This window comes from Nocardia alba NBRC 108234, assembly GCF_001612665.1.
GTDB classification, from domain to species: domain Bacteria; phylum Actinomycetota; class Actinomycetes; order Mycobacteriales; family Mycobacteriaceae; genus Nocardia; species Nocardia alba.
Map to the genome: position 1 here is coordinate 1 of NZ_BDAX01000032.1, position 23,608 is coordinate 23,608.

Here is a 23,608-nt window from a genome sequence, read left to right on the forward strand (position 1 = left end):
CGGTCTTGACGATGACGAGGACCGCGCCCACGTTTTCGAGCTGCAGCGGGCGCGTGGCCGCCTGAACTGACCAGGGCGAAACAGCAGATTGTGTCAGTCGGAGATCGCAACTCGGGCGCGCGGATCGATCACCTCCGTGGACTCGCTGTCGGGTTCAGTGCCACGCGCACGCAGCTGCCGGGCGCCGGCGGTACCCAATGAGGACTGCTCGATGAGGTCGGTGACGTTGGTGGGGGAAATCCGCGGCGGTCCGTGCAGCTCATCGACCCTGGTGCTGTTGTTTTCGCTGCGGTCTGTCATAGCTCTCCCCTGTCACCCAGCCGTCTGATCCAATCCACGTTTTTCACCAGCCATGTCCAACGCCGCCGCACCACCCGCTCCGGGATTTCGTGGAGCTCGGCGATCTCAGCGACGGAGTAACGGAAAGCCTTACCCACCACGATCTTGCGGTCCTCCGCAGACAGCTCGTCCAAGTGGGCACTGACGATCTCGCTGTCGATCACCATCCGATACGGCTCATCTGCCCACACGTCGTTGTCGGGACTCGCGGCGGCCTCCTGCAAGGCGGCATCGATCTCGCGGCGGTAGCGGCTATCGCTTCTGCGCTGTCTGCGCAGCTCGTTGCCCAATTTGAACAGACAAGAACGAGTGAAGTAGGTCGTGATGGCGGCGCCTCTGGCCGCGTCCCAGCCCGTGCCCTGCAGGCCACGGACCCGGAAGTCTGCCAGTGCCTCGGTGACCGCGGCATCGAACAAACCTTCGCGAAAGTCTGGGTCACGCTCGAACATCTGCATCTCACCTACGGTCAATCGGAGCTGGCTGTGTTGCGCGAGCTTCGCTGCCAGGAAGCCCTGCGCGGCCCACGACCGCAGCACCCCGATTCCGTAGTGAGCCATCTCCGTTTGGACCTGATTCCACCGTCGACCGGCGAAACCATCAGCCCTGATCAAGTCGAACAACTCGGCGTCGCCTTTGAGCCGATCCCGACGTTCTTGCTCCTCGCGAAGCGTGGTGGCCTGCGGGTCCTGCTCGGGCTCATCGACAGTGTGTTCCGGTGAGCCCGGCGGATACGTGCTCAGCGGCTCCTGGCCATCGTCCCCCGCCTTCATCGCCACCAGGGCCATTTCCACTCCTCGACGTCGTCTCGTTCAGGTTGTTCCCCCCCCAGCCGAGCCACGCGCTCGTCTGCCTCAGTTATATGCACCGTCGGCCGCAGATCGTCACCGCGCGAACAAAATCCAGCCGAGAGGTCCCAAACACGCCGAGCGGATCGGCCAACAGCACGACGGCGCATACAACCTCGACATGATCGATCTTCTCGCCGCAAGCGTGATCAGTGGATTCGCCACCTTGACCCTCTGGCTACGCGCCGATGGCCCGGCCAGGCTGTACGCCGCCATCATCGCTGTCGGTCACGCAGATTCGTCCCGACGCCGCGACGCCCGCGCAGTACTGCGCTGCACAGGGAGAACCCCGCCGCCACAACCCTCGAGCTCCCGGCGCCAGCAACACTCGACACGCTCCCTGCACCGTCGCGCAAAGCGCCCCATTGAGCTGATCGGGTACGACCCGCAACGCCGAATCGCCGCCCGCAATGCCCGCTTCTGAGCCGGGGCATCGAAGGCGCGACCGGACTAAGTCCTGACAGCGGTTCGGATCCGGCCGATCGCGGATCTAGATGCCCTGGAAGGTCTGACCAGCGATCATCGAGAAGCTGTTCAGCGTGAACGATGTCTCGAATGGACGAGCCTCCGACGTTGCATCCAGCATGAGATTTCCGGCAACCCGAAGAACCGCAGAGGCATCCGCGCCTGGCTCGACATCAACCGCGCTGACGCTGTACCCGCCCTGCGGGAATCGCGAGAGCTGCTCGAAGATCACCGTCGTGCCCACAAACGGAGTTTCCCCGACGGTCAGTCGCGCGTCCTCGGCGTACCAGAGCTCCAGGGCACTCTGTCGGGCCGTGAGCTGTGCGAAGTAGAGGGCGGTGAAACTCTCGGCGACCTCTTGGGTGAAGTATTTTCCGATGGTGTCGTCGACCATGACAGTCCTTCTGATCAAGTCCAGGAAGTGATCCGCGGAGATCTCGGGCTGGCTCTCCGCTGTTGTCGCCAGCGTCGTCACCAAGGCGTGCAGGTCCTGCATCGCGACCACCTGCGCAGCCAGACGATCGCGATGTACGCCCAACACCCGCGCCATTGGCATGGTGCCCGCGAGCACGTTCGCGATCTGGTCCAATCCCAGCCCCAGCTGACGCAGTGCCAGAACCTGGTACAGGCGCTCTACATCGGCTTCGGTGTAGAGCCGGTGCCCGGCATTGGTGCGCTCGGCCGGGCACACCAACCCGATGCGGTCGTAATGATGCAGCGTCCGAACCGTCAATCCGGCCTCGGCCGCGAGCTCACCGACCTTCCACATCTGCTCGATCCCTGTCTCGCCCATCCGCTTCCAGCTCACTCCCACCGGCGCACTCTGCGCTGGCACGGCCGACGCTAGGACCTGACGTTAGGTCAGGGGCAAGCCAGAACGCCGTCTTCGGTGTCTGACCGCCGAGTTCATTCGCGTCGCGGACGCAGCGCGTAGCCGGGCACGAGTTGGTCGTTCAGCTGCAGCGGCGCCCTGCCGTCGGCGTAGGTGATCGAGTACGTGACCCTGCCCAGCCACTCACCGGAATAGGTGGGAATCCAATGGGTGAGAAGGCCAGGGCGCTCCCCCGTCATATCGACTCCGGCGCCGTTGACGTGGCGGGGCGTGCCCGGATCGCGGATCGCGACCGCGTCCAAGCGCACCCACACCGGCTTCGGTGCCTTCATCACGGTCTGCGCGTAGTGCCCCTGCGCGTCGGGATGCTTGGGCTGCGGGGACGTGCCCTCGGTCCGAGCCTCTTCACGCCCGACGCCCGCGCCGGCCGCCATGGTCAGTCAGTCCACGGAGTCAGATCGGCCAGCCGCATCGAGAATTCGTACGAACCCGGCGCGCCGAGCGTGCCCAGGATGCGGGCGTGGGTGCCCTCGATCTCGACCACACGAAACTGCGAGGTACCGCCCGCACCGATCCTGACTAAGTCGCCCACCATCATGTCCGCCATCCTAATCGAACGTATGTGCGAACAGTGGGAGGGTTTGTCGGTGGGCCGTGCGATGGTGGGGTCGACGATTGCTCACCGGCCGGAGGAGAACGACGTGGCCGATATTGCTGACCGCCCCGAAGTCCGACTGGTCGCGCACTGCCGCCGCTGCCGCGGCTGGCTGCTGTCGGCGAGGTCGATCGCCGAGGGCATCGGGCCTACGTGCGCGATGCGCGAACGATCTGAGCAGCGCGCCGCGGCCGCAAACGAGTTGACGCTGTTCGACTTCGCGGCCTGATCACCTGACCCCAGCTGGCAATATGAGATGGGCCCTCACCCGACTTCGACTCGGGTGAGGGCCCATCTCATTGGTTGGTTCGGTACTGGCTACAGCTCCTCGATGCCGGTGGTGGCGTCGGCGAAATACCGCACCGCACCACTGGCAGTGACGCGCTTTCGCCACCCACCGACCCGGGTGTATCCCGCGCTGCTCATGGCGTGATCGAGCTCGTCGAGGCCGGCGGCCGCCGAATCCAGACGCACCGACTCCCACCAGCTCGCCACGGTGCGACCGTGGAACGTGCCGTCGTGGGCGTCGTAGTAGACCTCGCAGCTGTACAGGTCCGCTGCGGCGTCACCGTCGTCGAGGCGGGCGATGACGTAGAGATCGACGGTCTCGGTCACCGGCCGACCTCGGGGGTGTGGAGCTGACGACGGCCCGCGACGGCAGGGTTTCGGGCTGGGGCATGGGTGCTGGTCGGCTTGCCCCGGTCGCTGCCGGTCGACTTGCTGGCCCGCGCACCACGAGAACCACGCCCCGACGCCGCGGCCTGCTGCTGGGCGAGGGAGTCGTTGCGCTGGGTGACGATCTGCTCGGTGCGGGCCTGCCACTGGTTGCTGCGCTGGTGAGCGGCCTGCCCCAGGACGCCGGCCTGGCGGGCGGTGGTGTCGATGTCGGCACGGATCGCGCCCATACTGTCGGCACCGACTCCGGCCCGCACGAGGTGGTGCCCGAACTCGGTGCGCTGGGCGATGAACTCCTCACGCGCCTGGGCCACACCCTCGGTCATCCCGTAGGCCACGTTGAACAGAGTGTCGCCCAGCGCACCGACCGAGGCCCGCACCGCCGAGGCGGCCTTCTCGCTCGGCTGGGCGCCGCTCCCTTCGACCTGCCGAGTCATCGACTCGGTGAACTGGCTCTTGACCTGCGCGGCTTGGTCGCCGCTGCGCAGTCTGTCGAGGTCGGCTTTGGTGCGCTCGTCGGCCCACATCATCTCCGGCAGGTGCGCTTTGCGGGAGATGACGCCGATGTCGATATCGTCGAGCACCGCAGTCAGCTGGGCCCGCTCGATCGGGGCGAGGCCCTTGCCTTCCACCGCGATAGCGCGCAGGTTCTCCCGCGCGAGCGCCATCCGCAGAATCCGCTCGCCGATCTCGTCGCTGACACCGATCTGGTCGTGTTCGTAGTCCTCTTCGACGAGGAAATCGGCCTCCATATGTTGTTCTTCGGCGTCGATGGCATACGTCAGGATCTCGTCGAGCAACTCCTCGCGGTCGACATAGCCCGGCCAGGGGTCCAGCTCCGGCTTCTCCCCTGCCTTGATAGCCCGCCCGATCGCGCGCACGGTCTCCTGGTCGGCCGGGCTCATCACCACCAGTTCCTCGGCGACGGTCTGGGCCGACACCGCCTGGTCGGCGTAATAGGCCAGCAGGGCACCGATCCGGCCCCGCGCCTCCACACCCGGATCAACAAGCACCGGAGTGTCGAGCAGATCGAGGTCACGAACATCGCCGCGCAGGTAATCGACCGTGAAATCGACGACGGCCCGGTCGGACTCGCTGAGCTTGGCCGCATCGAGGTCAGCCGCCAGCCGTGCGCGCCGCTCGTCCTGGGCGTCGATATGAGTCCAGGGTTCCTGCGGGTCGACGCCCTCGCCGGACCAGCGCTGCAACGCGTCCTCCACCGCGGCCTTGCCCGCGGGGCTGAGCGGGGCCGCGGCGAGGGCACCCACCGCGGCCTGCTCGCGAGCCCACACCGCGGCGGCTTCGGCGTACTCCTGGCGGGCGGGGGCGTCGTGGCCGGGATCGATACGCACCGATCCGGTGACCGGGTCGACGATCACACCCCACGAGGCGGCGTAGGAGGCGATCAGCTGATCAGCCCGCTCAGCCGCGAGCGGGGACTCCTCCCGCCAGGTCAGCGCCTCGCCCAGCATCATCGAGCACGCATCGGGGTTGCTCCAGGGGATCTGCGCCATACGCGCCTCGGCGCCGGTCCGCGCGGCCACGCGAGCGAGGTCGAGGTCTTCCTTGCTCGCTCCCCTGCCCGCGGCGGTCGCGAGCCGGGCATCACGGCGCTCGCGCTCGTCACGGGCGCGATTGACCGCGACCAGCACGTGCAGCCGGGCCAAACGCTGCCCGTGTCCGACCGGCTCAGGGCCGTCTCGGTGGTCGAGCCGCGAGTAGTACACGCTCCATCGGTCGTTATCGACCTCGCTGCGGTAGAGATGCAAGTGCTCCAGCAGGGCCTCACGCGCGGTCGCGATCTCGGTCGCGTCCTGTCCGCGATGGGCGGTGTTGAGTTCGGTCTCCAGCGCGGCGGCGCGCTCGTGCACAGTCCTCGCATCGACCCCGAACTCGTATTCGGTGGCGAAGTCACGACCGGCGAGGTCTTCGCCGTTGATCGCCGCGGTAACGAGTGCCGCTGTCGCGGGGTCGACCAGTCCGTGTGCGGCCAGCGCCGCGGTGTCGGCGCCGATCGCCGCGAGCTCGGCGTTCTTCTGATCGTTGGGCGAGAGGTGGGAAGTGGTGTCGGACATCGGGGTTTCCTCCTTGTGGGTGGTGTTCCAGGCCGGACCGGGATCGCCGGGCTGGGTGAGATCGGCCTCGGCGAGGCCACGCCGTTGTGCGGCGCGGAGCTTGCGGCCTCGCACCGCCTTCTCGACGGCGTTGAGCTGGGCGGGAGTCGCGGTGCGTTTGGGGGCGGCTGTGCGGCTGTCGAACAGGTAGGCCCACATCCGCCGGCGCTTGCGCCCGGTGGGTTCTCGGACCATGAGCGCGACCGGGTCGGCGCCGCCGGGGGCCAAGTCCGCGGCACGGAGCTGGCGGCGGGTCATCAGGTGAGAGGGAGCAGCCCGCCACGGGTAGGTGTCGGGCTGCTCGTCGAGCGCACTCATCGCGAAAACGTCACCGGCCTAAGCCCTTTTCGGGCCCGCGTCCCTTACGCCCGCGGTGCTGGGTGCGTGAGACACCCGCCCCGGGCGAGGTACGGCGCTGCCCGCCACGGGCGTTGCGCACCGCCGCACTCGGTGGCCGCGCGCGACCGGCGTCGGCGGCCATCCGCTGGGCCACCGAGTCCTCACTGACTCCCGCTGAACGCACGTCACGTTCGAGGTCCGCGCGCCGTTCGGGGCTGTCGTAGTCCGGGCCCGCCGCACCAGCAGCCGCACCGGCCACTGAGCGGGCCACGACGACCGCGTCGCGGCGCTGCGCCCACCGGTCGGCGATGCGCTGGGCGGACTTGCCCGCACTCGCCGATTCCCCTGCCGCGGAGTCCAAGTGGTTCGCGACCTTGTTGCGCAGCGGCTCGGACACGCCGACGGCGGCGAGTTTGGCGCCGAGTTGCTGGTCCAGGCCCAGACGTTCGTAGTCGGGCAGGGTGCCGTGGCCTCGGCCGAGCTCGGTCTGGGCGTCGATCACGCGGCCGAGCTCGGTGCGGGCCCGGCGCACAGTGCCCTCGGGCGCCATATTCGACTTGAGCATCTGCTCGGCCTGGCGGCGGTGGGCGTAGCTGGTGTCACGAGCGATGAGGGTGGCCCGGTCGGCGTCGACGGCGGTCGCGGACCGGTCATCGGCGAACAGCATGTCCGGGGTCTGGGTCTTCCCGGCCTCGATGTCGCGCAGCACCGCGCTGATCTGGTCGCGCTCGTATTCGTGCAATCCCTTGCCGGACTTGAGGGCTTTGGTGATGGCGCCGCGGTGCTTGGCGGCCTGGCGCATCAGACCCGCTGCGGCCGCATCGTCGAGATCGGAGGCCTTACCGGCGGCGAGCTCGGCCTGCGGGGCGAGGGTGGCGTACATGCGGATCTTGGTGGCCAGCTCGTCGCGGTCGACGTGGTCGGGCCACAACGCCGGGAAATCCTGGGTCGGGGCCTTGGTGATCGCCAGGCCCCGATCACGGGCGGCGGCCTGGTCCTCGGGGGTCATCACCGCGATGGTCTCGGCCAGCTGCGTGCGGATCGACTCGGTCGGAGCACCGAGCTTGACCCGGTCCTGGAAGCGGCCCAGCAGCTCATCCACGCGCGGCTTGACCTCTTCGCCAGGGTCGACCAGCGCCTCGGGCAGCTTGCGCAGCTCGGCGGTGGGCTGCACCGCGCGGACCGCGGCGAGATCGGCCACCGGCACCACATCGGCGGGGCGGCCGATGTAGACGGCGACGAAACGTGCCTGGGTGCGGACCTTTTCGGGCACGCCCTTGTCGTCCATGACCTTGGTCAGCTCGGTCAGCGACTTGGCGCTGGGGTGGGCGCGCCAGGCCTCGATCGCCGCGTACAGCTCGGCTTTTCGGTCCGCCTCGACAGCGGTGTTCGAGACGAGCTCCACCATCCGCTTCTGGGCGGTGACCAGGCGGGCGGTCGCCGCGCGGTCGGACTCGGCGCCCATGAGCGCACCGGCCAGATCCGGGGTGGTGCCGGAGGCGACCTCACCGGTGAGCGGGTCGATCCGGACGCCGAACCGCTGCTGCACCTGGTGGCTGAGCTGGCCCATCACCTGGGCGGCAACCTGGGAATCCTCGCGCCAGGCCGCCGCGTCGACGATGGCCTCGGCCAACTGGGTGCGTGAGGCGTTGTCGAGGCCGGCGTCGGCGAGCTTGGACAACCGCACCTCCACCGCTTTCTGCTCGGTGGCGTGGCGCACGGCGAGTTCTTCGGCCTCACGATCGGACTTCTCCCGCGCGACGCGGGCAGCGTGCTCGCGCTTCTCGGCAGCCTTGCGGGCCATCTCGGTCAGCTGCTGCATGAACAGCCGCATGAACGTCGACCAGCTCCCGCTGATGGAATCGACTTCGTCGGAATGGGTCTGGGGAACATCACCAGAGGTGGCGAGCAGGTATTCGGGCACAGATCCTCCTGAGATTGCGGGGTCAGCAGATGGGGCAGCCGAGACGGCGGGGGTCTCGGCTGCGGGAGTGGAAACGGCGGGCGCGGCAACAGCCGCGGGGCCTGGGGTGTAGGGGTCCAGGTGCGGGATCGGGACCAGATCGGCGATCTCGTGACCGAGCTGCAAATGGTCGTACAGGTCTTTGCCGGTGGCGGCCTGCACGACCCGCACCCGCCCGACCAGGCCCTCGAGGCTGGCCATCACCCGATCCGCGCGCCGGTAGCCCGCGGTGTCGTGGTCGGCGACGATCACGACCGTGCCCGCACCGGCGAGCCACTTGGCGTGCTCACCGGACCAGGACATCGCCCCACCGGCGTTGGTGGTCGCGGTCAATCCCGCCGAAGCGGCTGCGGCGACGTCCTTTTCGCCTTCGACGACGTAGACCACACCGCCCTCGGCGATGGTTTCGAGGACCTGCGGGAGCTGGTACGGGATCGGCGCGAACCCGCCCGCCTCCATCTCGCCAGTCGTGGAGTTCCAGCGGCGTTGGGTGAACTCCTTGTCGCGGCCGTGCTCGAACTGGGCTTCTTTGCGGATGACCTCGCCGACGACGGCACCGTCGGCGGCGACATAGGGGTAGGCCGCGACCTGCTGCCACGGCGAGGTCTGGCGGCCCGGATCCGGGCGTCCGGGCTGCTTGGGCGGCAGACCCGCCGCCTCCAGTGCCCGATCCGAGCGTGAGACCGGCCGCTGCTGCGGACGGGACCGATATGCGCGACGGCCCCGTCCAGCGGCGCGGTCCAGGCGCCGATCGAACATGTCTTTGACTTCGAGCCCGACGGCTTCGAGAACCTGTTCGTTCTCGCACCCGGCGAAGCACCGCACCACGGTGCGCTGCTGGTCGGAGTCGTACTTGACTGCCAGTGACGGCCGGTGGGCCCGGCCGTCACCCTCGTGGGAGGGGCAGCAGTACTTGGTCCAGGCGCCCGAGGGCTTGCCCTCGCCGACCTTGGAAACCAGTGCGGCGGTGATCGTTTCCCACGACCCCTGCGGGCGTGGCTGCTGCGTGGTCATCCGGGGAACTCGTCGAGTGCGACCACCACACGGGCCCGACCGGGCGACGGGGTGGGCAGGTACAGACCCGACGCGGTCAGACCGGGCTCGACATCGACATCGTGGGCGTGCCCGTCCTGGAACCACCCGGCCGGGGCGGGCACGGTGGGCAACACCTTCATCGACGGGCGGTGCCCGTCGGCGACGCTGCAGTACTTGAACACGCCTTCGGGATCGAACAGGGCGGCCATCAGCGGATCGGCGAACTGGGTCCACCACGCCGCCATCTCCGAGCCCTCGCCCAGGCGCATCTGCTCCCAGGCCATCCACAGCGCGTCCAGGCGGCCCACCGCCTCGGCGTGGTCCCACCACTGCGGGCACCAGCGGATCTTGCTCTCGGTGCCTTTCCGGGAGACCTCACGCCGGTAGGTGTGGGCGATGTACTTCTCGACGAACAGGTCCAGGCGCGCGTGGTGCAGCTGGCGCGGCTTCTCCTCCGGCTCCGGCTCGGACTCGGGCTCGGGTTCGGCCACTGCGCCGACGACGGCGGCCGCGTCGGGGTTGACCGCGGCTTCGGCTTCCAACAGCGCGGTCTCGCGCATCGTCGCGATGACGTCCTCGGTGAGGAAGTCGTTGATCGCGCCCGTAGCGATCTCTTTGGCGGCGGCGGTGACCTGGGCGTTGACCGCTTTGCGAAGCGCGACCGACAGGGCATCGGTCAGGTCGACGCCGCCGAGCACCGCAGCGGCCTGCTCAGCATCGAGCTCGGTGTCGGTGGACTCGGCTGTCGTGGTGGTGTTTTCGGTGGTGGTCATGCGGACTTGCCTTCCTGGTGGGGGTTGGGGACGGCGAACAGCTGCGGCCGGGCCGGGGGCTGTGCGTGTGTGGCGAGATCGGCCAGCGCGGCACGGATCTGGGGCGCGTAGGGGCGGTCCATCCACGGCACGGTCGCGCCGAGCATCGGACGGTGACCGGAGATGAACACCACGACCCGGCCCTTGGGCAGGGAGGCGAGATCGCTGGCGTGCAGGGTGATTTCGCTGGTCCGCGAGGTCGACACGGACTGCGACTTCGAGCCCTGGCCCTGACCGCGCGAGCGCGACACCGAGTTGGTCAGCTCGTAGTGCGGGCCGATCAGCTCGGAGCGATCACGCAGGAATCCGGCGTCGTCGAGACCGGCGCCGAGGACCTTGATGTTGGCCGCCGACCACAGCGCCGACATCCCGTCGGCACCCCAGCAGCGCACGCCCTGGGCCCACGACTGCAGCACGGTCATCACGACGATGCCGCGAGATCCGAAGTGGCTGTACTGCTTCGGCAGGTCGCGCCACTTCACGATGTTGGCGGCCTCGTCCAGCACCACGAGCAACGGAACCGGCATCCGACCACCGGGGTAGCGGGTGCCCAGATCGGCACCGGCGAAGGTGATCGCCTCACACATCGCCGCCACCAGCGGACCACCGCTACCAGGGCCTTCCTTGCTCAGCGGGTAGAGAGTGTCGCGGCTGCGCACGAACTCGCCCACCTTGAACTCGCGACGGCCGCGCTCACCCTTGGCCGGCGGGCACACCCACGGGCGCACATGCGCGTACTGCAGGCACGACGCCATCTTCTTCGCGGTCGAGAAGATGCCGCTGCGCTGCTTGTCGGGGGCGTTGTACTGGTCCGAGAGCGCACCGGCGACCAGGTCGTATCCGGCGTCGGCGACGATGTCGATCGGCTCCTGCTCGGAATGCTTGGTCACCCACGCGAACACCTGCGTGATCGGGCGCTTGGCCAGCGCGGCCGCGAGGATCAACCCGGACAGCAGGCCCTCACCCTCGGGATCGAAGAACGCATCCCGAGAATCGGCGTCACCACCGGAGGCGAAGTGCGCCGCCAGCATCGCCGCACGCACCTGGGCACCGGTGCCACCGTCCTCACCAGCGACCCACGCGATCGGATCCCAGAACCAGGTGCACGGCTCCTCGGCCACGCCCTGGGGGTCGAACACGTGGGTATCGCCGCGCTCGGAACGGATCGTGCGGGTCGCGTCGACCACGTCACGCTTGTTGCTGGTGCACACGACCGCGCCGATGGCCTCCACCACCGCGGGGATCACGCGCGAGGTCGACTTACCCGAGCGCGGGCCCCAGATATCGAGATGCAGGTCTTCGTAGGAGCCGTAGATGGTCGCGCCACCGACCACGTTGCGCGCCACCGTCACACCGGGCGCGTCCTGGGCACCCATCTGCACACCCAGCTGCGCGGCCTTGGCCGCGATCGAGGCGCGCGTCAGGTCGGCAAGCTCCCTGCCGTCGGCCATGTAGCGGGCCTGCGCGTCGATCTCGTGCTGGGCGATCTTGGCCTCACGCTGCTGCTTGCGCTCGCCGAGACGCGCGGACAGCTGGGAGCACTTGCGGCACGCGGCCCGCCAACTCCACACCGCCCCGGCCGCGCCCACGGCGAGACCGACGGCCAGGGTGACCGCACCGCCGGTGGCCGCACCGGTCCAGTGCAGCTGTCCGGTACCCAGGTGCAAGGCCAGCGCGATCGGGTTCCACGGGACTTCTTGCTGGACATCGGCATACAGGGACTCGCCGAGAGTGATGCTCGTGTGGGTCGCGCCGGTGAGGCCGAACACCGCTCCCACCGCGATCAGCTCCTTGTACTCGTCGAAGCTCGTACTGGAACCGGGGTCTTTCACGCGGCGGTCCATGCGGCACCTCCTCGATCGCTCACGGACACGTCGCCAGCGGCGATCGCGGCCAGTTCCTCGACGGCGGCCTTGCGGGCGGCGGCGTAGCGCTTGCCCAGGCGCCGGGGTGCCAGCACGCCGGCCACGACGGCTTCGGTGATTCGCCGGTCCGCGACCAGCGGGCCCGCCCAGCTCGCGCACTGACGCAGTACCGGGCACGACCCGCACACCGTGCGAGCCCGGTCGAGGGTCGCCCGGTCGGTCGGGTCGGGGAAGAACACATTCACCGGCACGTTCTTGCAGGCCCGGTCGGCGGAAAACGCTGGGTCCAGCGGGGTTTCGGTGCTCATCGCTGCTCACCCCCGGCCGGGGCATCGCAGAACGCTGCGCAGACCACGCGGGTCGTCACCGGCACGGTGGAGACCTGCACCGGTGCGTCAGGGTGGCGGTGGCTCGGGAACGCCAGGGTCACCGCGATCATGACCAGCACCGCCAGCGCGACCAACGCGCCGAATCCTGCGGCCATCGCCGTGATCGGGTTGCTGGTACCCGCACCGGGCCCGACCGGGACGTAGATATCGACGTAGCGGTTCATGCCTGAACCCCCCGCACCCAGGCGAGCAGCTTCGGGTCGGTGACCAGGGCGTAGAGCTTCGGATCGGCCAGACGGTCAGCGTCGATGCGCTGGACCCGGGCCGACGTTGTCTGCGCACCGTCACGCACGACCACCCGGTAGGAGACCTGGCAACGGGCGCGGCCCTTCGCGTCGGTGGTGGGTTCGGCGAAGTCGGTGACCAGCAGGACGCGGGTACCGTCGCGGTAGATGTCGGTCCACAGTTGGCCGACGGCGAGCCACACGTTCTTGGCGGTGGTGAAGGTCTTCATCGCGGTCACGCCCCCACCAGAGGCATGGCCATGTAGCCCAGCGCCTCAGCAGCGGTCAAACCCAGTACGGCAGAACACCGTTCGACCTCGGGCTTCTCGGGCGCGACCGCGATCTGCATTGCAGCCCTGGCCTGCTCATGGGTCAGGTGACGGCCTGGCAGGTAATCGACGACCCACCGGTCCTGGCCAACGAAGTCGGCGTGGTGCTCGGTCGCCTCGCTGACCATGTGGCCGTCGACGACGTCCACCGCGGGGATGGTGGGAGCTGCTGCGCGACGCCAGATGTCGCGGCTCCATGCCTGCGGGATATTCATCGGGTCCACTCCGCGCGCTCGGTCGCGGTCATGGGCCACTCCGACTGCTGCACCCGGATAACCGCGTCGATGGCATCCAGGCCCAGCGTGCGGGCGTGCATCGCGATCAACTTCCAGACCATCGCGACGTTGTCGTTGTGCTCCCACAGCAGTGGGCCCCACTGGTCGACGATCTCGGCGACCGCGAGGCCGGCGAGCGCCTGCGAGGCCGTGACCAGCTGCTGCGGCAGCAGCGACAACCGGTACATGCCTTGCTCGTGCTCGCAAGCGACGTGCTCAGTGCGAGTGGCAATGAGCCACTGCCCATCTCTGTGGATTGTCATCCGATGTCCCCTTCTCTGACATAACTGACATGTTTGTCAGGTCTGTATAGACTGTAATGACAAAGTATTGGACATGGCAATACCCTTGTCTTGTCTGTCCTTACAGAGATGATGGAGATTATGAGCAAGCGACCGAGATGGAAGATCGTCTACGACGAGCTTCGCGAGCAGATCACCAGCGGTGGGATTCAGCCCGGCGAGAAGATCCCCACCGAGCTCGACCTTGCAGAGCGATACGGGTTCAGCAGACCTACCGTTCGCGAGGCGATCCGCCGTCTTGAGCAGGAGGGCCTAGTCAGCTCGGCCATCGCGGGTATCGGCCGAACTGTCCGAAGCCGTGATCTCATCACCTGGCATCTCACCAAGTTCGAACTCGGCGCCTACTCCGACGACCCGGTCAACATGGTCGACCAGTGGGAGGCCGACGCGCACGCTGACGGCTGGCAGACCCGCCAGGTCGTTGCCGGGGTGACAGAACTCCCCGCCACTGCGCAAGTCGCTCGCTACCTGCAGTGCAAGCCCGGCAGTCTGCTCCTGCGTCGGCGACGTCTGCGCTTCGTAACGAAACCTCAAGTGCCCGAGCAACTAGCGATGATCGCCGACACTTGGACGCCGCTCGACATCGCGAACATGGAGATCGACGGCATCGCCCCGCTTCGCGCAGAGAGCAATATGGTCTACCCCGGCGGCATCTACCGTGCTCTCGGCTTCCGCCAGGTGCAGTTCTCCGACGAGATCACGGTCCGCATGCCCGAACCTGACGAAGCCGAACTGCTCGACCAGCAGCCAGGCACGCCGGTTGGCCAGCACGCCCGAGTTGGTATCGACGCGAGTGGTCGGCGCGTGAGGGTGCTGCTCAGCCTCTTCTCCGGCGATGCCTTGCGGCTCAAATACGACCTCTATGTCCCTGAACACCGGCCCACGAGCAACGGTGCCACCACTCCATACGAGAGGACCTCCCAATGACTGCTGAGCCAAACCGAAATGACCCGACCGGGGCGGCGGAGACCTGGGACCGTGCCGCCGAGCTCGTCACGGCAATGCGCGATCCCGAGCTATCGCCTGACTGGAATACCAGTCTCGAACAGGCAGCTCGCGCGCTGAACAACGAGTCCCGTGGAATCCGACAGACAAGCGGGATGTATATCCGCGCCATCAGCGGCACCGATGTTGGCATCCAAACCAAGGACGAAAGCGCGGCCTCGATCTGGGACCGTGCCGCCGAGCTCGTCACGGCAATGCGCGATCCCGAGCTATCGCCTGACTGGAACACCGGCCTCGAACGAGCAGCACGCGCGCTGCACGACAAGTCTCACGAAGTTGGAGTTGAACCAACCAACCGCTGACCACTCGCTCGACGACTGTCCTCGATGGAAGGAACCCATGCCCGAATACATCTGGTACGCCGCCTACGGCTCCAACCTGCACGCAAAACGGCTGGCGTACTACATCGAGGGCGGAACGCCGCCCGGGACAGAGCACACCTACCCCGGATTTCGCGACAAGACACCACCTTTGAAGACTCGGGCGCTGACGCTGCGCGGGACCATCTACTTCGCCTGGGAGAGCCCAGTTTGGACCGGTGGCGTCGGGTTCTACTCACCCGATCATCAGCGATCTGACTGGCCGAACAGCGCGGCGATGCATGGATATCTGCTCACCACAGGCCAGTTTTCGGATCTGCTTACCCAGGAGATGTACCGGGAACCGTCCAAAGACATCGACCTCACCGAGGTCCTCACGTACGGCCGCTCTCAGCTAGGACCGGGACGGTACGAGACCCTCGTGCTCGCCGACGAACTCGAGGGGATTCCGGTGCTGACCTTCACTTCGCCGTGGGACGTCCACACAGTGGAATTGCGTTGCCCTTCAACCCGATACCTCCAGATGATCAGCACAGGGCTTCATGAATCTCACAAGTGGTCGGCGGGGCAAATCCATGACTACCTAGCGGCACGCCCCGGCATACACGGTGAGTGGGCTCCTGACGAACTGGCCGAACTCATAGAGCGGGCGCTGGAATCCAGTGGGGCCGAATAGCTCAAGTGACTCTGAGTCGTTCCTACGGGCGCCGTGCCCAGACCCGCACCGACCATCTGCGCCTGGTCGCCCAGTATCTGGGGTGGCGGACGGCCGGTGCGCTCGAACTCAAGGAACTCGACGAGTTCCTGCTGGCGCGGGCGATGGAACACGACTCCCCGACCCTGCTGTTCCGGCTCGGGTGCGAGTACCTGATCTCGGCGCGGGTGATCCGTCCGGGCCGGGTGAGCGTGGTCGAACGCATCGCTCACGCCCGTGAGCAGGCCCAGCGTGAGACCTACGACCGCCTCGCCCACGAGTTCACCCCGGCGCGGTGTGCCGAGTTGGACGCGCTGCTGGCCGTCGATGCTTCGCTGGGGGTTTCGCGGCTGCGGTGGCTGTCGACCGGGCCGGTGGAAGCGGCTCCCGCTCACCTCGGTGTTCGGCACCGGGACGCTGTCCTCCAGCGACGGGCAGCGATTCCCGACGCGCGGGCGCTCGACCACCGCACGGCCGTTGAGCCGCTACTTCGCCCACGAGGGCCTGTCGACCTACACCCATGTCACCGATTCCCACGCCACCTACGGCCCTGGCGCGCGAGATCCGCGCCCCCCGGCGCCGCGGTCACCCTGGTCGTGCACGAACACAAACGCCTCGGCCGCGGCATCGAACTCGCCGCCCTGGCCGAGCAGCTCAAAGCCGCCGGCATCGCCCTGGAGTTCCTCACCGGCGAACTCCAGGGCTCCCACGACCCGTCCGGAGTGGTGTTCACCGTGCTGGCCGCCCTGTCCGGGATGGAACGCGAGTACATCCGCGACCGCACCCTCGAAGGCCACGAATCCGCCCCCGCGCGCGGCAAATCCATCGGCGGCGCCGCCGTCGTCGACGAGGCCATGCTCGCCATGGCCCTGCACCTGCGCGAAAACAACCACAGCCTGCGCGACATCGCCGCCCGCCTCGTCATCTCCAGAGGCAAGAAGAAAGGACAACACCCCTCACCCGCCACCGTCCTATGGATGCTGCGCGACCACGACCACGCAGCACAACCAACATCCCCGTGACGACGAATCCCCAGGTAGACGGCACCCTTTTCAAGCAGGCGCCCCCACCGGCATGCAGAGGGAAAACGCAAGTCAGCCTACTGGCAAACCGTAGCTGACCAGCAGAAACGTCATATCCGTTGGATTTTCGGCGGTTACTACCGGTACCCCGCTCTGCACGACAGTTGAGGACACCCTGGCTGTTCTGACCGCCGCTGCTTTCGCGGCCGCCTACACATATGGCCAGGTAATTCCGTTCCAGTTCAATCAGGTTGGGTCCGATGGCGTTATCCGTGGAGTGCCGTTGGTCTTGGAGCTCGACGACGAGCACTGGGTTGGTGTCGATGCGGATCAGGGGGTGCAGGAAAACCAGGAACCAGTCTCTGGACCCAGAGTTTCGCGTGTCGCCTAGCCCCGCGAATGACACGCATGTAAGGATGGTCCGCATGGCAAGTCAGAGCGGAAAACCCGGACCGGACCCGCAATTCACGCTGGTCCCGAAGAGGCTATGGCTGTCGGAAGCTGCGAAGACCACCCTCGATCAGATCGCGAAAGAGCGTGGGCTCAGCGCCGGACGCTTCGTGACCGCGCTCCTCGCGCGGGAGGCAGGCGTCCCAGAAGAAGAACTGCTGCGCGACTTGGGCCAGGAGGTATTACGAGAGTCGGCATGACCGAAGCCGCCTAACGGGCGGTAGACACACACAACTCAATAGACCCAAAGTGCCCCGAAAAGACCAATGACCCTCGGCTTGGCAGGCCGAGAGTCATCAATCTAAGTCTTGGGGGACGAGTTCGCAGCTCGTCCCCACTGGCGGCACCCTCAGCATCCCTTAGAGAAGGACCACTCTTGCTGAAGGAACCTGTGGTCGAGGATACAACACGCCCTTTTTCCGGCGCTACCGGATCAGGCCGTGTCGACCAATCTGAGACCGAAATCTATGGCACCACCAGCGCATCAGCGCTGGTCGAACCCACATTCAGGTTCGACGATCGCGACACGGCTCACCGCCTGTGGCGCGCGCTCGCCCCCCGACTGGCAGGGCGACACTGGATGCGGCTGTACTCCCCAGCCACCGGAAAATACGACGACGAAGGTCGCCTGTCCTGGGGACGCCTCCCTGACCGCCCCGCCGCCGTCATGACCCACGACCGCGCCGAGCGCGTCAAGATGCTGTTCTTCGATTTCGATCCACCGAAGTCCGGGCCGCTCGCCGACCGCCGTGCCGCCATCGCGCGCGATGTCGACCGACTCACTTCCTGGCTCTCAACCGCCGGCGGTCGCTGGTTCGCCGATGCGAGTCCTCGCGGTGGCGTGCACCTCTACGTCCCATTGCAAGAGTCGGTGTCGCAGAGTTCGATTCGCCCGCTGTATCGCGAACTCAGCGATCTGCTCCCAACATTGGACCAACAGCCGATGCTCAACCCGGAGCAAGGCTGCATCACCATTCCCGGATCACGATGCAAAGGCGGCGGATTCCGTACCTTGCTCGGGGCGCTCGACGACGCCCTCGACGTACTCGACCGTCGATCCGCACCCAGTCTGATTGGCCAGCTGCGTGCGGCCGCAACGCCGGGGCTGTTTCTGTCTGGCCGAGGCAGCGAGCTGCCACTCGAAGGCCACGGGCTCCGGACCCCTGGTCCCGAGCCCGTCGATCTAGCCGTCGACGACGACTACGCCGTTAATCCGGCACCGACACGCAAGTCTGTTCCGTGGTGGGTAGCGGACTTCTGCGCCCATGGTGCAGTGCCGTCACACCACCAGTCCCCCAGCGAGTCTCGTCTCGCCGTGTTGTTCCATCACGCCTCACGCGGCTGGTCGCTGACAGACCTCCGCGCAACCGCCCACAGGCCCTCCTGGGCCGCATTCTGGGTCACCTACACCAGCCGCCGCGACGGCCAGCGGCTCCTGGCAATCGAGTGGAACAAAGCCATCGCCCATGCCCGCGGCAGAGCATCCGCGAAGATCGCAGGGAAATCATCTGATTCCGCGCATAAACCCGAGCAAGTCCACACGGGGGGGATGTCTGCTCTGCGACCTATTCGTTGGAAACTCGCGGCAGCTCGGAAGTGGGTTGTCGAAAGTGGTGAATTCTCAGGGAAACAGATGTTCTCGGCACTCGCCGTAGTAACCGCTCTGGCCTATGCGATCTCACTCAGCGGCCGTGGATCCGCGACCGTAGGAGGACGATGGCTGGCAGTTGCCGCCGGAGTACTCGGCGACGACACAACCCGGACCGTCATCCGAAAACTGATCGCGGCTGAAGGATCTCCGGTCCGGCTCATCGAATCCTGGTCAGCCCGTACACATGCCGGAGACCGCCTGTCCCTGGTCACGCCCCAGATCGCAGGCAAACCGGTACACGCCGCCGAATGGGAGGCCTTCGCAGCCCGACCCGAGCCCGTCGACCCTGTCTGGGGCGAGCTTGGCCTCTCGACATGGTGGGTCCACACCATCCTCACCGCGATCGAACCCTCCCCCGGCGCCGCAGTCAGCCCCCGCGCCCTCGCGGCCGCCGCACGAGTCAGCCTCGCCACCGTCTCACGCGCCACCGCCGGCCTCGCCGCAGAAGGCATTGCGGACTACGGCCACGGCTGGATCTCCCGAACCGACCGCTCCCCCCGACAAGTCCCCCTCCTCACCGCAATTGCAGACCAGCGCCGAGACGACCGAATCGCCCGCCATCAGCGCGAACGCGCCGAATTCTGGGGCTTCTGGGACCTGGTACTGGACAACTGGTCCGCCCGCGAAATCGTCGGATACATCAGCGCCTCGGACGTCGCCGCCGACCACGACGCATACATGGAATCCGTTGCCCCCGGTGCTCGCCGAGACTTTTCCGACCCCTGCGACGAACCACCGAATGCCGACACCGGCGACCCTGACGAACTGGCCCTGTCGTTGCTGATGAACGAGCTCGGAGCAGTCCTCATCGACGAAAACTGAGCAACAACGCAGCACAGACGATTCAGGAACTCAGATCCGACGTTCACACTGAATCGTGAGCAAGCGCAACAGAATTCGTTCCACACCGAGCGTGTGGAACTGTAGCCCGTCCACCGGCGAGAACGTAGGGTTGAACACCATGGCTGACCTGCGGTTGATCTATGTCGATGACTCCGGAGTCGAGAACACCGGATGGATCGTCTTCGGCTGGCTCGACTGCACCCACGAGGCGTGGCGCGTATGCCTACGCGATCTCCTCGAAATGCGCAAAGACCTATACCGCGAGCACGGCGTGCCGGTCTCCGAGGAACTGCACACTACCAAATACGTCTCCGGCCGAACCCGGATCGCGCCCCACGCCCCAGCCAACACAAAATGGAAAGACCTCGGTCGCGCCGTCGCCGTCCGCTGCCTCGAGACCCTACGGGACTGCTCACACATCTCGACCGGCGCCGCCTACCGCCACAGCGAGGCCCGCGGCAAGGCATATGCCCAGGAAAAGGCCGCGACCTACACCGCGCTGGTTCAGCGCTGGGACCGCAACCTCGCCGGCCGGTCTGAGGTCGGGCTCGTCAACATGGACGGTGACGGCAGCGACCCAACATATTTCGCGGCGCACCGTGCCCTCACGCTGAACACCCGGCACCTGATCGAAGACCCGTTCTTCCACGACTCCCGACGCTCGCAACTGATCCAAATGGCAGACCTGGTCGCATGGACCACCTATGCCCACCTGAATAAACACGCGGGGAACCAGTTCGCGCACACCTGGTACGAGGATTACCTGCTGTCGTCAGACGCGAACGACGGACCGTTCGAAATCTGATCCAGACACAGGCTTCAGATACAGCTAGACCCGCCTATCCACGTGTGTGGGGCGGGTCCGCTCCAATAATGTAGCACACATTTCGCACGGGATGCGTGTGATGTCCATCAGTCTTCGAATTCTGATGCAGACCCCTCTAACTCGCAGAGGACTCTTCCTCCCTCATCGAAACGTCACTGTGACGTTTACAGGCGCCGCGCGATGCGGCGACTGGCAAGTGCGCAGCTCGCGCGGGGCGACTCGGACGGCAAGGGTGTCGCGATCTTCTTCGCTACCGCCGGGTTATTTCCGGCCGCTTCCTCTCCCCTGTGTGCACCGACCTCAGTCGTCACCTGACACGAACCGGCGAGTGATTATTCCATTGGAATAATCACCGACTCGGCGCCTTTGAGTCGCCGTGGAGAGCCCCATCGCGCTATGCTCGTCGCGGCCAATATCTTCGACGAGACCTCACCGCAGCGCGGTGAGTGACACGTCCACTGCGCCAGGCTGTCCCGCCTGACGACGCACCGGAGACAGCCACCCGGCTCTCCGATAATCCGGACCCCGCGACAGGTACCCATGCGAGTCCCCCACGCGAAAACTGCGCAGGCGCAGGACCTTTCGATGGAATCTAACAATTAACTATAGTATTATTATTAAGAGTCCGCAGGACGTGGACCTCGTCCATCACCAGGAGGTGAATATGGCCCGCGGCAAGGGGGGCGCGAGCGCCGCAGCACGAGCGGCAGCCGGAGCCCCAACCCGCACATCCGCTCCCGGCGCAATGGCGGCCGCAGCAGGGGTGCAAGCTTTCGAAGAGGCTCGCACTGAGGCGGAGTCGATGACCCCACTGCAGGTCGCCGAGCTACCACGAATCCCGCTCTCGCAGATCGCGCCACATCCGCTCAATCCCGAGCACCGCCACATCGACGTGGATGAGCTGCAGGCGCTGGCCGCCGACATCAAGCGGCGCGGCCTGCTGACACCGATCCTGGTTGCGTCCCGAGACAAGGTCGTCTCCTACGACGCCGACCTCGACACGCAGATCCCGAAGTCCGCGCAGGTGGTTCTCGCCGACGGTCACCGGCGATGGGGCGCAGCCCAACTAGCCGGCGTCGAGGACGTTCCATATCTCCTCAGGGAAGATCTCGCCGATCCGGCGATCGCGGCCGAGGTCTTCCTCGCCTCGAACATCCACCACCAGCGCCTGACGCCAATCGAAGAAGCTCAGGGATATGTGCGACTCCAGCGCTACCGGAAGGTGAAGCAGAGCGAACTCGGTGCGCTCGTTGGCGTGAGCCAACCGCGGGTCAGCAAAACCCTCAAGCTTCTCGAATTGCCCAAAGTCGTGCAGACCGCGGTGTCAGCTGGCACCGTCAGCCCCCATGCCGCGCGAGAACTGCTATCGGTGCCCGCCGACACACGTGAACAGACCTACCTCGCAGCTATCGAATCTCTCACCAGCGCAGACGACCTGGACCGTCCCGCACGGGTAGCGGACGCTCTGCGCGCCGCCGTCAACGCGGTCAGGAGAACAGCCGAGGAAGCCGACGCGGCAGACAAGGCTCGACAGGCACTGGCCGAGAACGGCATTCCGGAGATCGACCCCGACGCAGTGTTCGGCTCGGAGGAATGGCAGCACCAGCTTCGAGACAGCGAACTCGACGAGGTGCGCAACGCAGGGGAGTTGGCCGGAGCTGTCGTCCAAAGCACCGGTCGGGTCGTCTACTACTCGACACCACCAGCCCCTCGTCACCGAGTTGCGAAGGACGCCGACCCCACACAGACGGGCGTGGTCGATGCTGACCCGGCAAGCTCCGATATTCCATCGGAATATGACACCCCTGACCCCGGCGCCCCGACAGAGAAGTCCGACGATTATTCCAATGGAATAATCGTCGCACCCGTGCAGCCTGCTCCCGACCAGCCGACAGCGCCTATCGATGCTCCGGCCGCAGCGATCGAGATCGCATTGCGCGCGGGGGAGGAGGCCCACCACGGCCGCGTCGAAGCGATGCGCCGCATCGTGGCCGACCATAACCAGAGCACTCTGCTCGACGTTCTCGGCGACGCAGTGCTCGCTACCGAATGGATCGACGTCGACCTAGGGCAGCAGCTGGCATCAGGACTTGGCCATGACGTGAGCCCGACCGCTGTCGAACACCTCCTGCTGGAGGGGCGGCGAGTCGACGTCCATCGCACGGCCCTCGCCGCCGCGCTGGCCGCCCTCGAAGCCGAGGCCGCGCGCTCGACCTACGCAGCCGACGACACATGGCCGATCGTGATCCAACGCCACGTTCAGCGGCTGGCGGACCTTGGCCACTACCGCCTCACCCCCTTCGACGAAGCCCGACTCGACACCACTCACCGGGGAGCAGACAGATGACCAACACCAAAACCCCCACACGAATCGTGTACTTCGGCGTCGGCGGTTCGACCGGGAAAACCTCGCAGGCCGTCAACCAGGCGTGCGAGTGGGCACGCCGCGGGTTGCGCGTTCGCTACTGGGACGGCGACAACCAGGGCGACGGCTCGACCTACTTCCACTACATGGAGCCCCCGACCCCGATCGGCGAAGTCCTCGCGGGTGTCGAGACGATCGAGGACCCCAACTCCCGGACCGGTCGCCGCGTCGCCACCATGCGCGAAATCGAGCTGCCGGTGTTCCGACCCACTGCTGAGGCAGCCGAGGAACTCGGCGGCCTAGCACCCGAAGAACCGGGACAGGAAGATTGGCTCCGCCGCCTCACGATCGTCCCGTCCGGCATCGGGATCTCCGGCACGACGCTCAACGACGCCATGACCGCCATGACGCGCGATGACCTCGGTCCTGAGAAGGTGCTAGCCACGATCGAATCCATCGACGAGGGCCGCGACGAGGCGGACCTGCCCGACATCGAAATCTTCGACCTGCCAGGAATGGTCGGCAGTCTGCACTACCTGGCACTGAAATGGGCCGCCAGAGGCGGCACCAGGGGCGGGCGATCCGGTGTCGTACTTGTCGTCACGCCCGACGACAAGGCCATGGGGAAACACTTCTGGGATGCACTCGCCAAGATCGACTCGGTCAGTAAGCATTACCCGATCGCGCCGGTAGCGATCATGCCTACCCGCGTGACGACCAACCGTGGCCGCTTCTACGTGGAGATGTACGAGACATTCAAAGGCAACCCCAAGCTTGAGAATTTAGTCGCTCCTCCCGTCCGCGAAACTGTGCACGTCCCTGAGTCTTTCGGTGCGCGCCAACCGCTCTTGCTCTGGGTCCCTGACGAGCGGGTCACTGAAGACCAAACAGCCGTCGCCGACTGGCTCAAGGAACACGGGGTGATTGCCGCTTGAGAGACCCGCGGCAGACGACAGGGGAGTCGACGTCCGACG

Annotated in this window: 24 protein-coding genes and 3 pseudogenes; 12 read left to right on the top strand and 15 right to left on the bottom strand. The window is 66.6% G+C overall.

The window, feature by feature from the left end; all coding sequences use genetic code 11:
- Nucleotides 1-93: 93 nt before the first annotated feature.
- The 5 genes from NA12_RS28090 to NA12_RS34250 form a co-directional block, all read right to left on the bottom strand.
- A complete protein-coding gene (locus tag NA12_RS28090) occupies nucleotides 94-300 on the bottom strand; it encodes a hypothetical protein (protein WP_067458012.1) in 207 nt (68 codons plus the stop codon).
- The gene (locus tag NA12_RS28095; RefSeq protein WP_132370386.1) at nucleotides 297-1,124 is read right to left on the bottom strand and encodes an RNA polymerase sigma factor; all 828 of its coding nucleotides are present in this window, start codon (nucleotides 1,122-1,124) and stop codon (nucleotides 297-299) included. Before NA12_RS28095 ends, NA12_RS28090 begins: the two co-directional genes overlap by 4 nt.
- A 550-nt stretch (nucleotides 1,125-1,674) precedes the next feature.
- Nucleotides 1,675-2,457: a MerR family transcriptional regulator gene (locus NA12_RS33315; RefSeq protein ID WP_165914882.1), complete on the bottom strand. Its 783-nt coding sequence runs from the start codon at nucleotides 2,455-2,457 to the stop codon at nucleotides 1,675-1,677.
- Between the two features lie 98 nt (nucleotides 2,458-2,555).
- Nucleotides 2,556-2,915: a hypothetical protein gene (locus NA12_RS28105; protein ID WP_067458018.1), complete on the bottom strand. Its 360-nt coding sequence runs from the start codon at nucleotides 2,913-2,915 to the stop codon at nucleotides 2,556-2,558.
- 2 nt (nucleotides 2,916-2,917) lie between these two features.
- Nucleotides 2,918-3,088, bottom strand: coding sequence for a hypothetical protein (locus tag NA12_RS34250; protein ID WP_165914883.1), 171 nt, complete (start codon nucleotides 3,086-3,088; stop codon nucleotides 2,918-2,920).
- Between the two features lie 94 nt (nucleotides 3,089-3,182).
- Here NA12_RS34250 and NA12_RS28110 point away from each other — a divergent pair, with 94 nt between their 5' ends.
- Nucleotides 3,183-3,365 (top strand): DUF6011 domain-containing protein, encoded by a 183-nt coding sequence (locus tag NA12_RS28110; RefSeq protein WP_067458127.1) that lies wholly within the window; start codon nucleotides 3,183-3,185, stop codon nucleotides 3,363-3,365.
- An 89-nt stretch (nucleotides 3,366-3,454) separates the two neighbouring features.
- Here the strand turns inward: NA12_RS28110 and NA12_RS28115 are convergent, their stop codons facing one another.
- The 10 genes from NA12_RS28115 to NA12_RS28160 are packed head-to-tail and all read right to left on the bottom strand — an operon-like array spanning nucleotide 3,455 to nucleotide 13,419.
- Nucleotides 3,455-3,751: a hypothetical protein gene (locus tag NA12_RS28115; protein ID WP_067458021.1), complete on the bottom strand. Its 297-nt coding sequence runs from the start codon at nucleotides 3,749-3,751 to the stop codon at nucleotides 3,455-3,457.
- Complete coding sequence (locus NA12_RS28120; RefSeq protein WP_067458024.1) at nucleotides 3,748-6,243, bottom strand: RRQRL motif-containing zinc-binding protein; 2,496 nt, start codon at nucleotides 6,241-6,243, stop codon at nucleotides 3,748-3,750. Before NA12_RS28120 ends, NA12_RS28115 begins: the two co-directional genes overlap by 4 nt.
- A gap of 10 nt (nucleotides 6,244-6,253) precedes the next feature.
- Entirely contained in the window at nucleotides 6,254-9,241 is a 2,988-nt protein-coding gene (locus NA12_RS28125) for a toprim domain-containing protein (RefSeq protein ID WP_067458027.1), read from the bottom strand.
- Nucleotides 9,238-10,035: a DUF4913 domain-containing protein gene (locus NA12_RS33900; RefSeq protein WP_067458033.1), complete on the bottom strand. Its 798-nt coding sequence runs from the start codon at nucleotides 10,033-10,035 to the stop codon at nucleotides 9,238-9,240. The genes NA12_RS28125 and NA12_RS33900 overlap by 4 nt, the downstream gene beginning before the upstream one ends.
- Complete coding sequence (locus NA12_RS28135) at nucleotides 10,032-11,918, bottom strand: type IV secretory system conjugative DNA transfer family protein (RefSeq protein ID WP_067458036.1); 1,887 nt, start codon at nucleotides 11,916-11,918, stop codon at nucleotides 10,032-10,034. Before NA12_RS28135 ends, NA12_RS33900 begins: the two co-directional genes overlap by 4 nt.
- Nucleotides 11,903-12,247 carry a WhiB family transcriptional regulator gene (locus NA12_RS28140; RefSeq protein ID WP_067458040.1) on the bottom strand — a complete coding sequence of 115 codons (345 nt, stop codon included), beginning with the start codon at nucleotides 12,245-12,247 and terminating at the stop codon, nucleotides 11,903-11,905. The genes NA12_RS28135 and NA12_RS28140 overlap by 16 nt, the downstream gene beginning before the upstream one ends.
- Nucleotides 12,244-12,492, bottom strand: coding sequence for a hypothetical protein (locus tag NA12_RS28145; RefSeq protein ID WP_067458043.1), 249 nt, complete (start codon nucleotides 12,490-12,492; stop codon nucleotides 12,244-12,246). Before NA12_RS28145 ends, NA12_RS28140 begins: the two co-directional genes overlap by 4 nt.
- Nucleotides 12,489-12,791, bottom strand: coding sequence for a hypothetical protein (locus NA12_RS28150; protein WP_067458046.1), 303 nt, complete (start codon nucleotides 12,789-12,791; stop codon nucleotides 12,489-12,491). The genes NA12_RS28145 and NA12_RS28150 overlap by 4 nt, the downstream gene beginning before the upstream one ends.
- Entirely contained in the window at nucleotides 12,788-13,096 is a 309-nt protein-coding gene (locus NA12_RS28155) for a hypothetical protein (RefSeq protein ID WP_084473166.1), read from the bottom strand. Before NA12_RS28155 ends, NA12_RS28150 begins: the two co-directional genes overlap by 4 nt.
- A complete protein-coding gene (locus NA12_RS28160) occupies nucleotides 13,093-13,419 on the bottom strand; it encodes a hypothetical protein (RefSeq protein ID WP_243655152.1) in 327 nt (108 codons plus the stop codon). The genes NA12_RS28155 and NA12_RS28160 overlap by 4 nt, the downstream gene beginning before the upstream one ends.
- A 90-nt stretch (nucleotides 13,420-13,509) precedes the next feature.
- Between NA12_RS28160 and NA12_RS28165 the strand changes: the two genes are divergently transcribed.
- The 11 genes and pseudogenes from NA12_RS28165 to NA12_RS28205 all read left to right on the top strand — a co-directional run bounded on the left by NA12_RS28165 (nucleotide 13,510) and on the right by NA12_RS28205 (nucleotide 23,569).
- Nucleotides 13,510-14,385 carry a GntR family transcriptional regulator gene (locus tag NA12_RS28165; protein ID WP_067458051.1) on the top strand — a complete coding sequence of 292 codons (876 nt, stop codon included), beginning with the start codon at nucleotides 13,510-13,512 and terminating at the stop codon, nucleotides 14,383-14,385.
- Entirely contained in the window at nucleotides 14,382-14,765 is a 384-nt protein-coding gene (locus tag NA12_RS33905) for a hypothetical protein (RefSeq protein ID WP_132370392.1), read from the top strand. Before NA12_RS28165 ends, NA12_RS33905 begins: the two co-directional genes overlap by 4 nt.
- Nucleotides 14,766-14,802: 37 nt before the next feature.
- Complete coding sequence (locus NA12_RS28175) at nucleotides 14,803-15,459, top strand: hypothetical protein (RefSeq protein ID WP_067458057.1); 657 nt, start codon at nucleotides 14,803-14,805, stop codon at nucleotides 15,457-15,459.
- A 20-nt stretch (nucleotides 15,460-15,479) separates the two neighbouring features.
- Nucleotides 15,480-15,869 (top strand): annotated as a pseudogene (locus NA12_RS34980) (DUF4158 domain-containing protein); the annotation flags it as partial.
- Nucleotides 15,805-15,960, top strand: a pseudogene (locus NA12_RS35080) (hypothetical protein); the annotation flags it as partial. The pseudogenes NA12_RS34980 and NA12_RS35080, both read left to right, overlap by 65 nt.
- 110 nt (nucleotides 15,961-16,070) lie before the next feature.
- Nucleotides 16,071-16,499 (top strand): annotated as a pseudogene (locus tag NA12_RS34985) (recombinase family protein); the annotation flags it as partial.
- Between the two features lie 425 nt (nucleotides 16,500-16,924).
- Nucleotides 16,925-17,149 carry a hypothetical protein gene (locus NA12_RS28185; protein WP_132370394.1) on the top strand — a complete coding sequence of 75 codons (225 nt, stop codon included), beginning with the start codon at nucleotides 16,925-16,927 and terminating at the stop codon, nucleotides 17,147-17,149.
- Nucleotides 17,150-17,325: 176 nt separating this feature from the next.
- The gene (locus tag NA12_RS28190) at nucleotides 17,326-19,422 is read left to right on the top strand and encodes a bifunctional DNA primase/polymerase (RefSeq protein ID WP_132370396.1); all 2,097 of its coding nucleotides are present in this window, start codon (nucleotides 17,326-17,328) and stop codon (nucleotides 19,420-19,422) included.
- A 139-nt stretch (nucleotides 19,423-19,561) separates the two neighbouring features.
- A complete protein-coding gene (locus tag NA12_RS28195; protein ID WP_067458066.1) occupies nucleotides 19,562-20,248 on the top strand; it encodes a DUF3800 domain-containing protein in 687 nt (228 codons plus the stop codon).
- Between the two features lie 823 nt (nucleotides 20,249-21,071).
- Nucleotides 21,072-22,616: a ParB/RepB/Spo0J family partition protein gene (locus tag NA12_RS28200; protein WP_067458069.1), complete on the top strand. Its 1,545-nt coding sequence runs from the start codon at nucleotides 21,072-21,074 to the stop codon at nucleotides 22,614-22,616.
- Entirely contained in the window at nucleotides 22,613-23,569 is a 957-nt protein-coding gene (locus NA12_RS28205; protein ID WP_067458072.1) for a ParA family protein, read from the top strand. Before NA12_RS28200 ends, NA12_RS28205 begins: the two co-directional genes overlap by 4 nt.
- The last annotated feature ends 39 nt before the right edge of the window (nucleotides 23,570-23,608 follow it).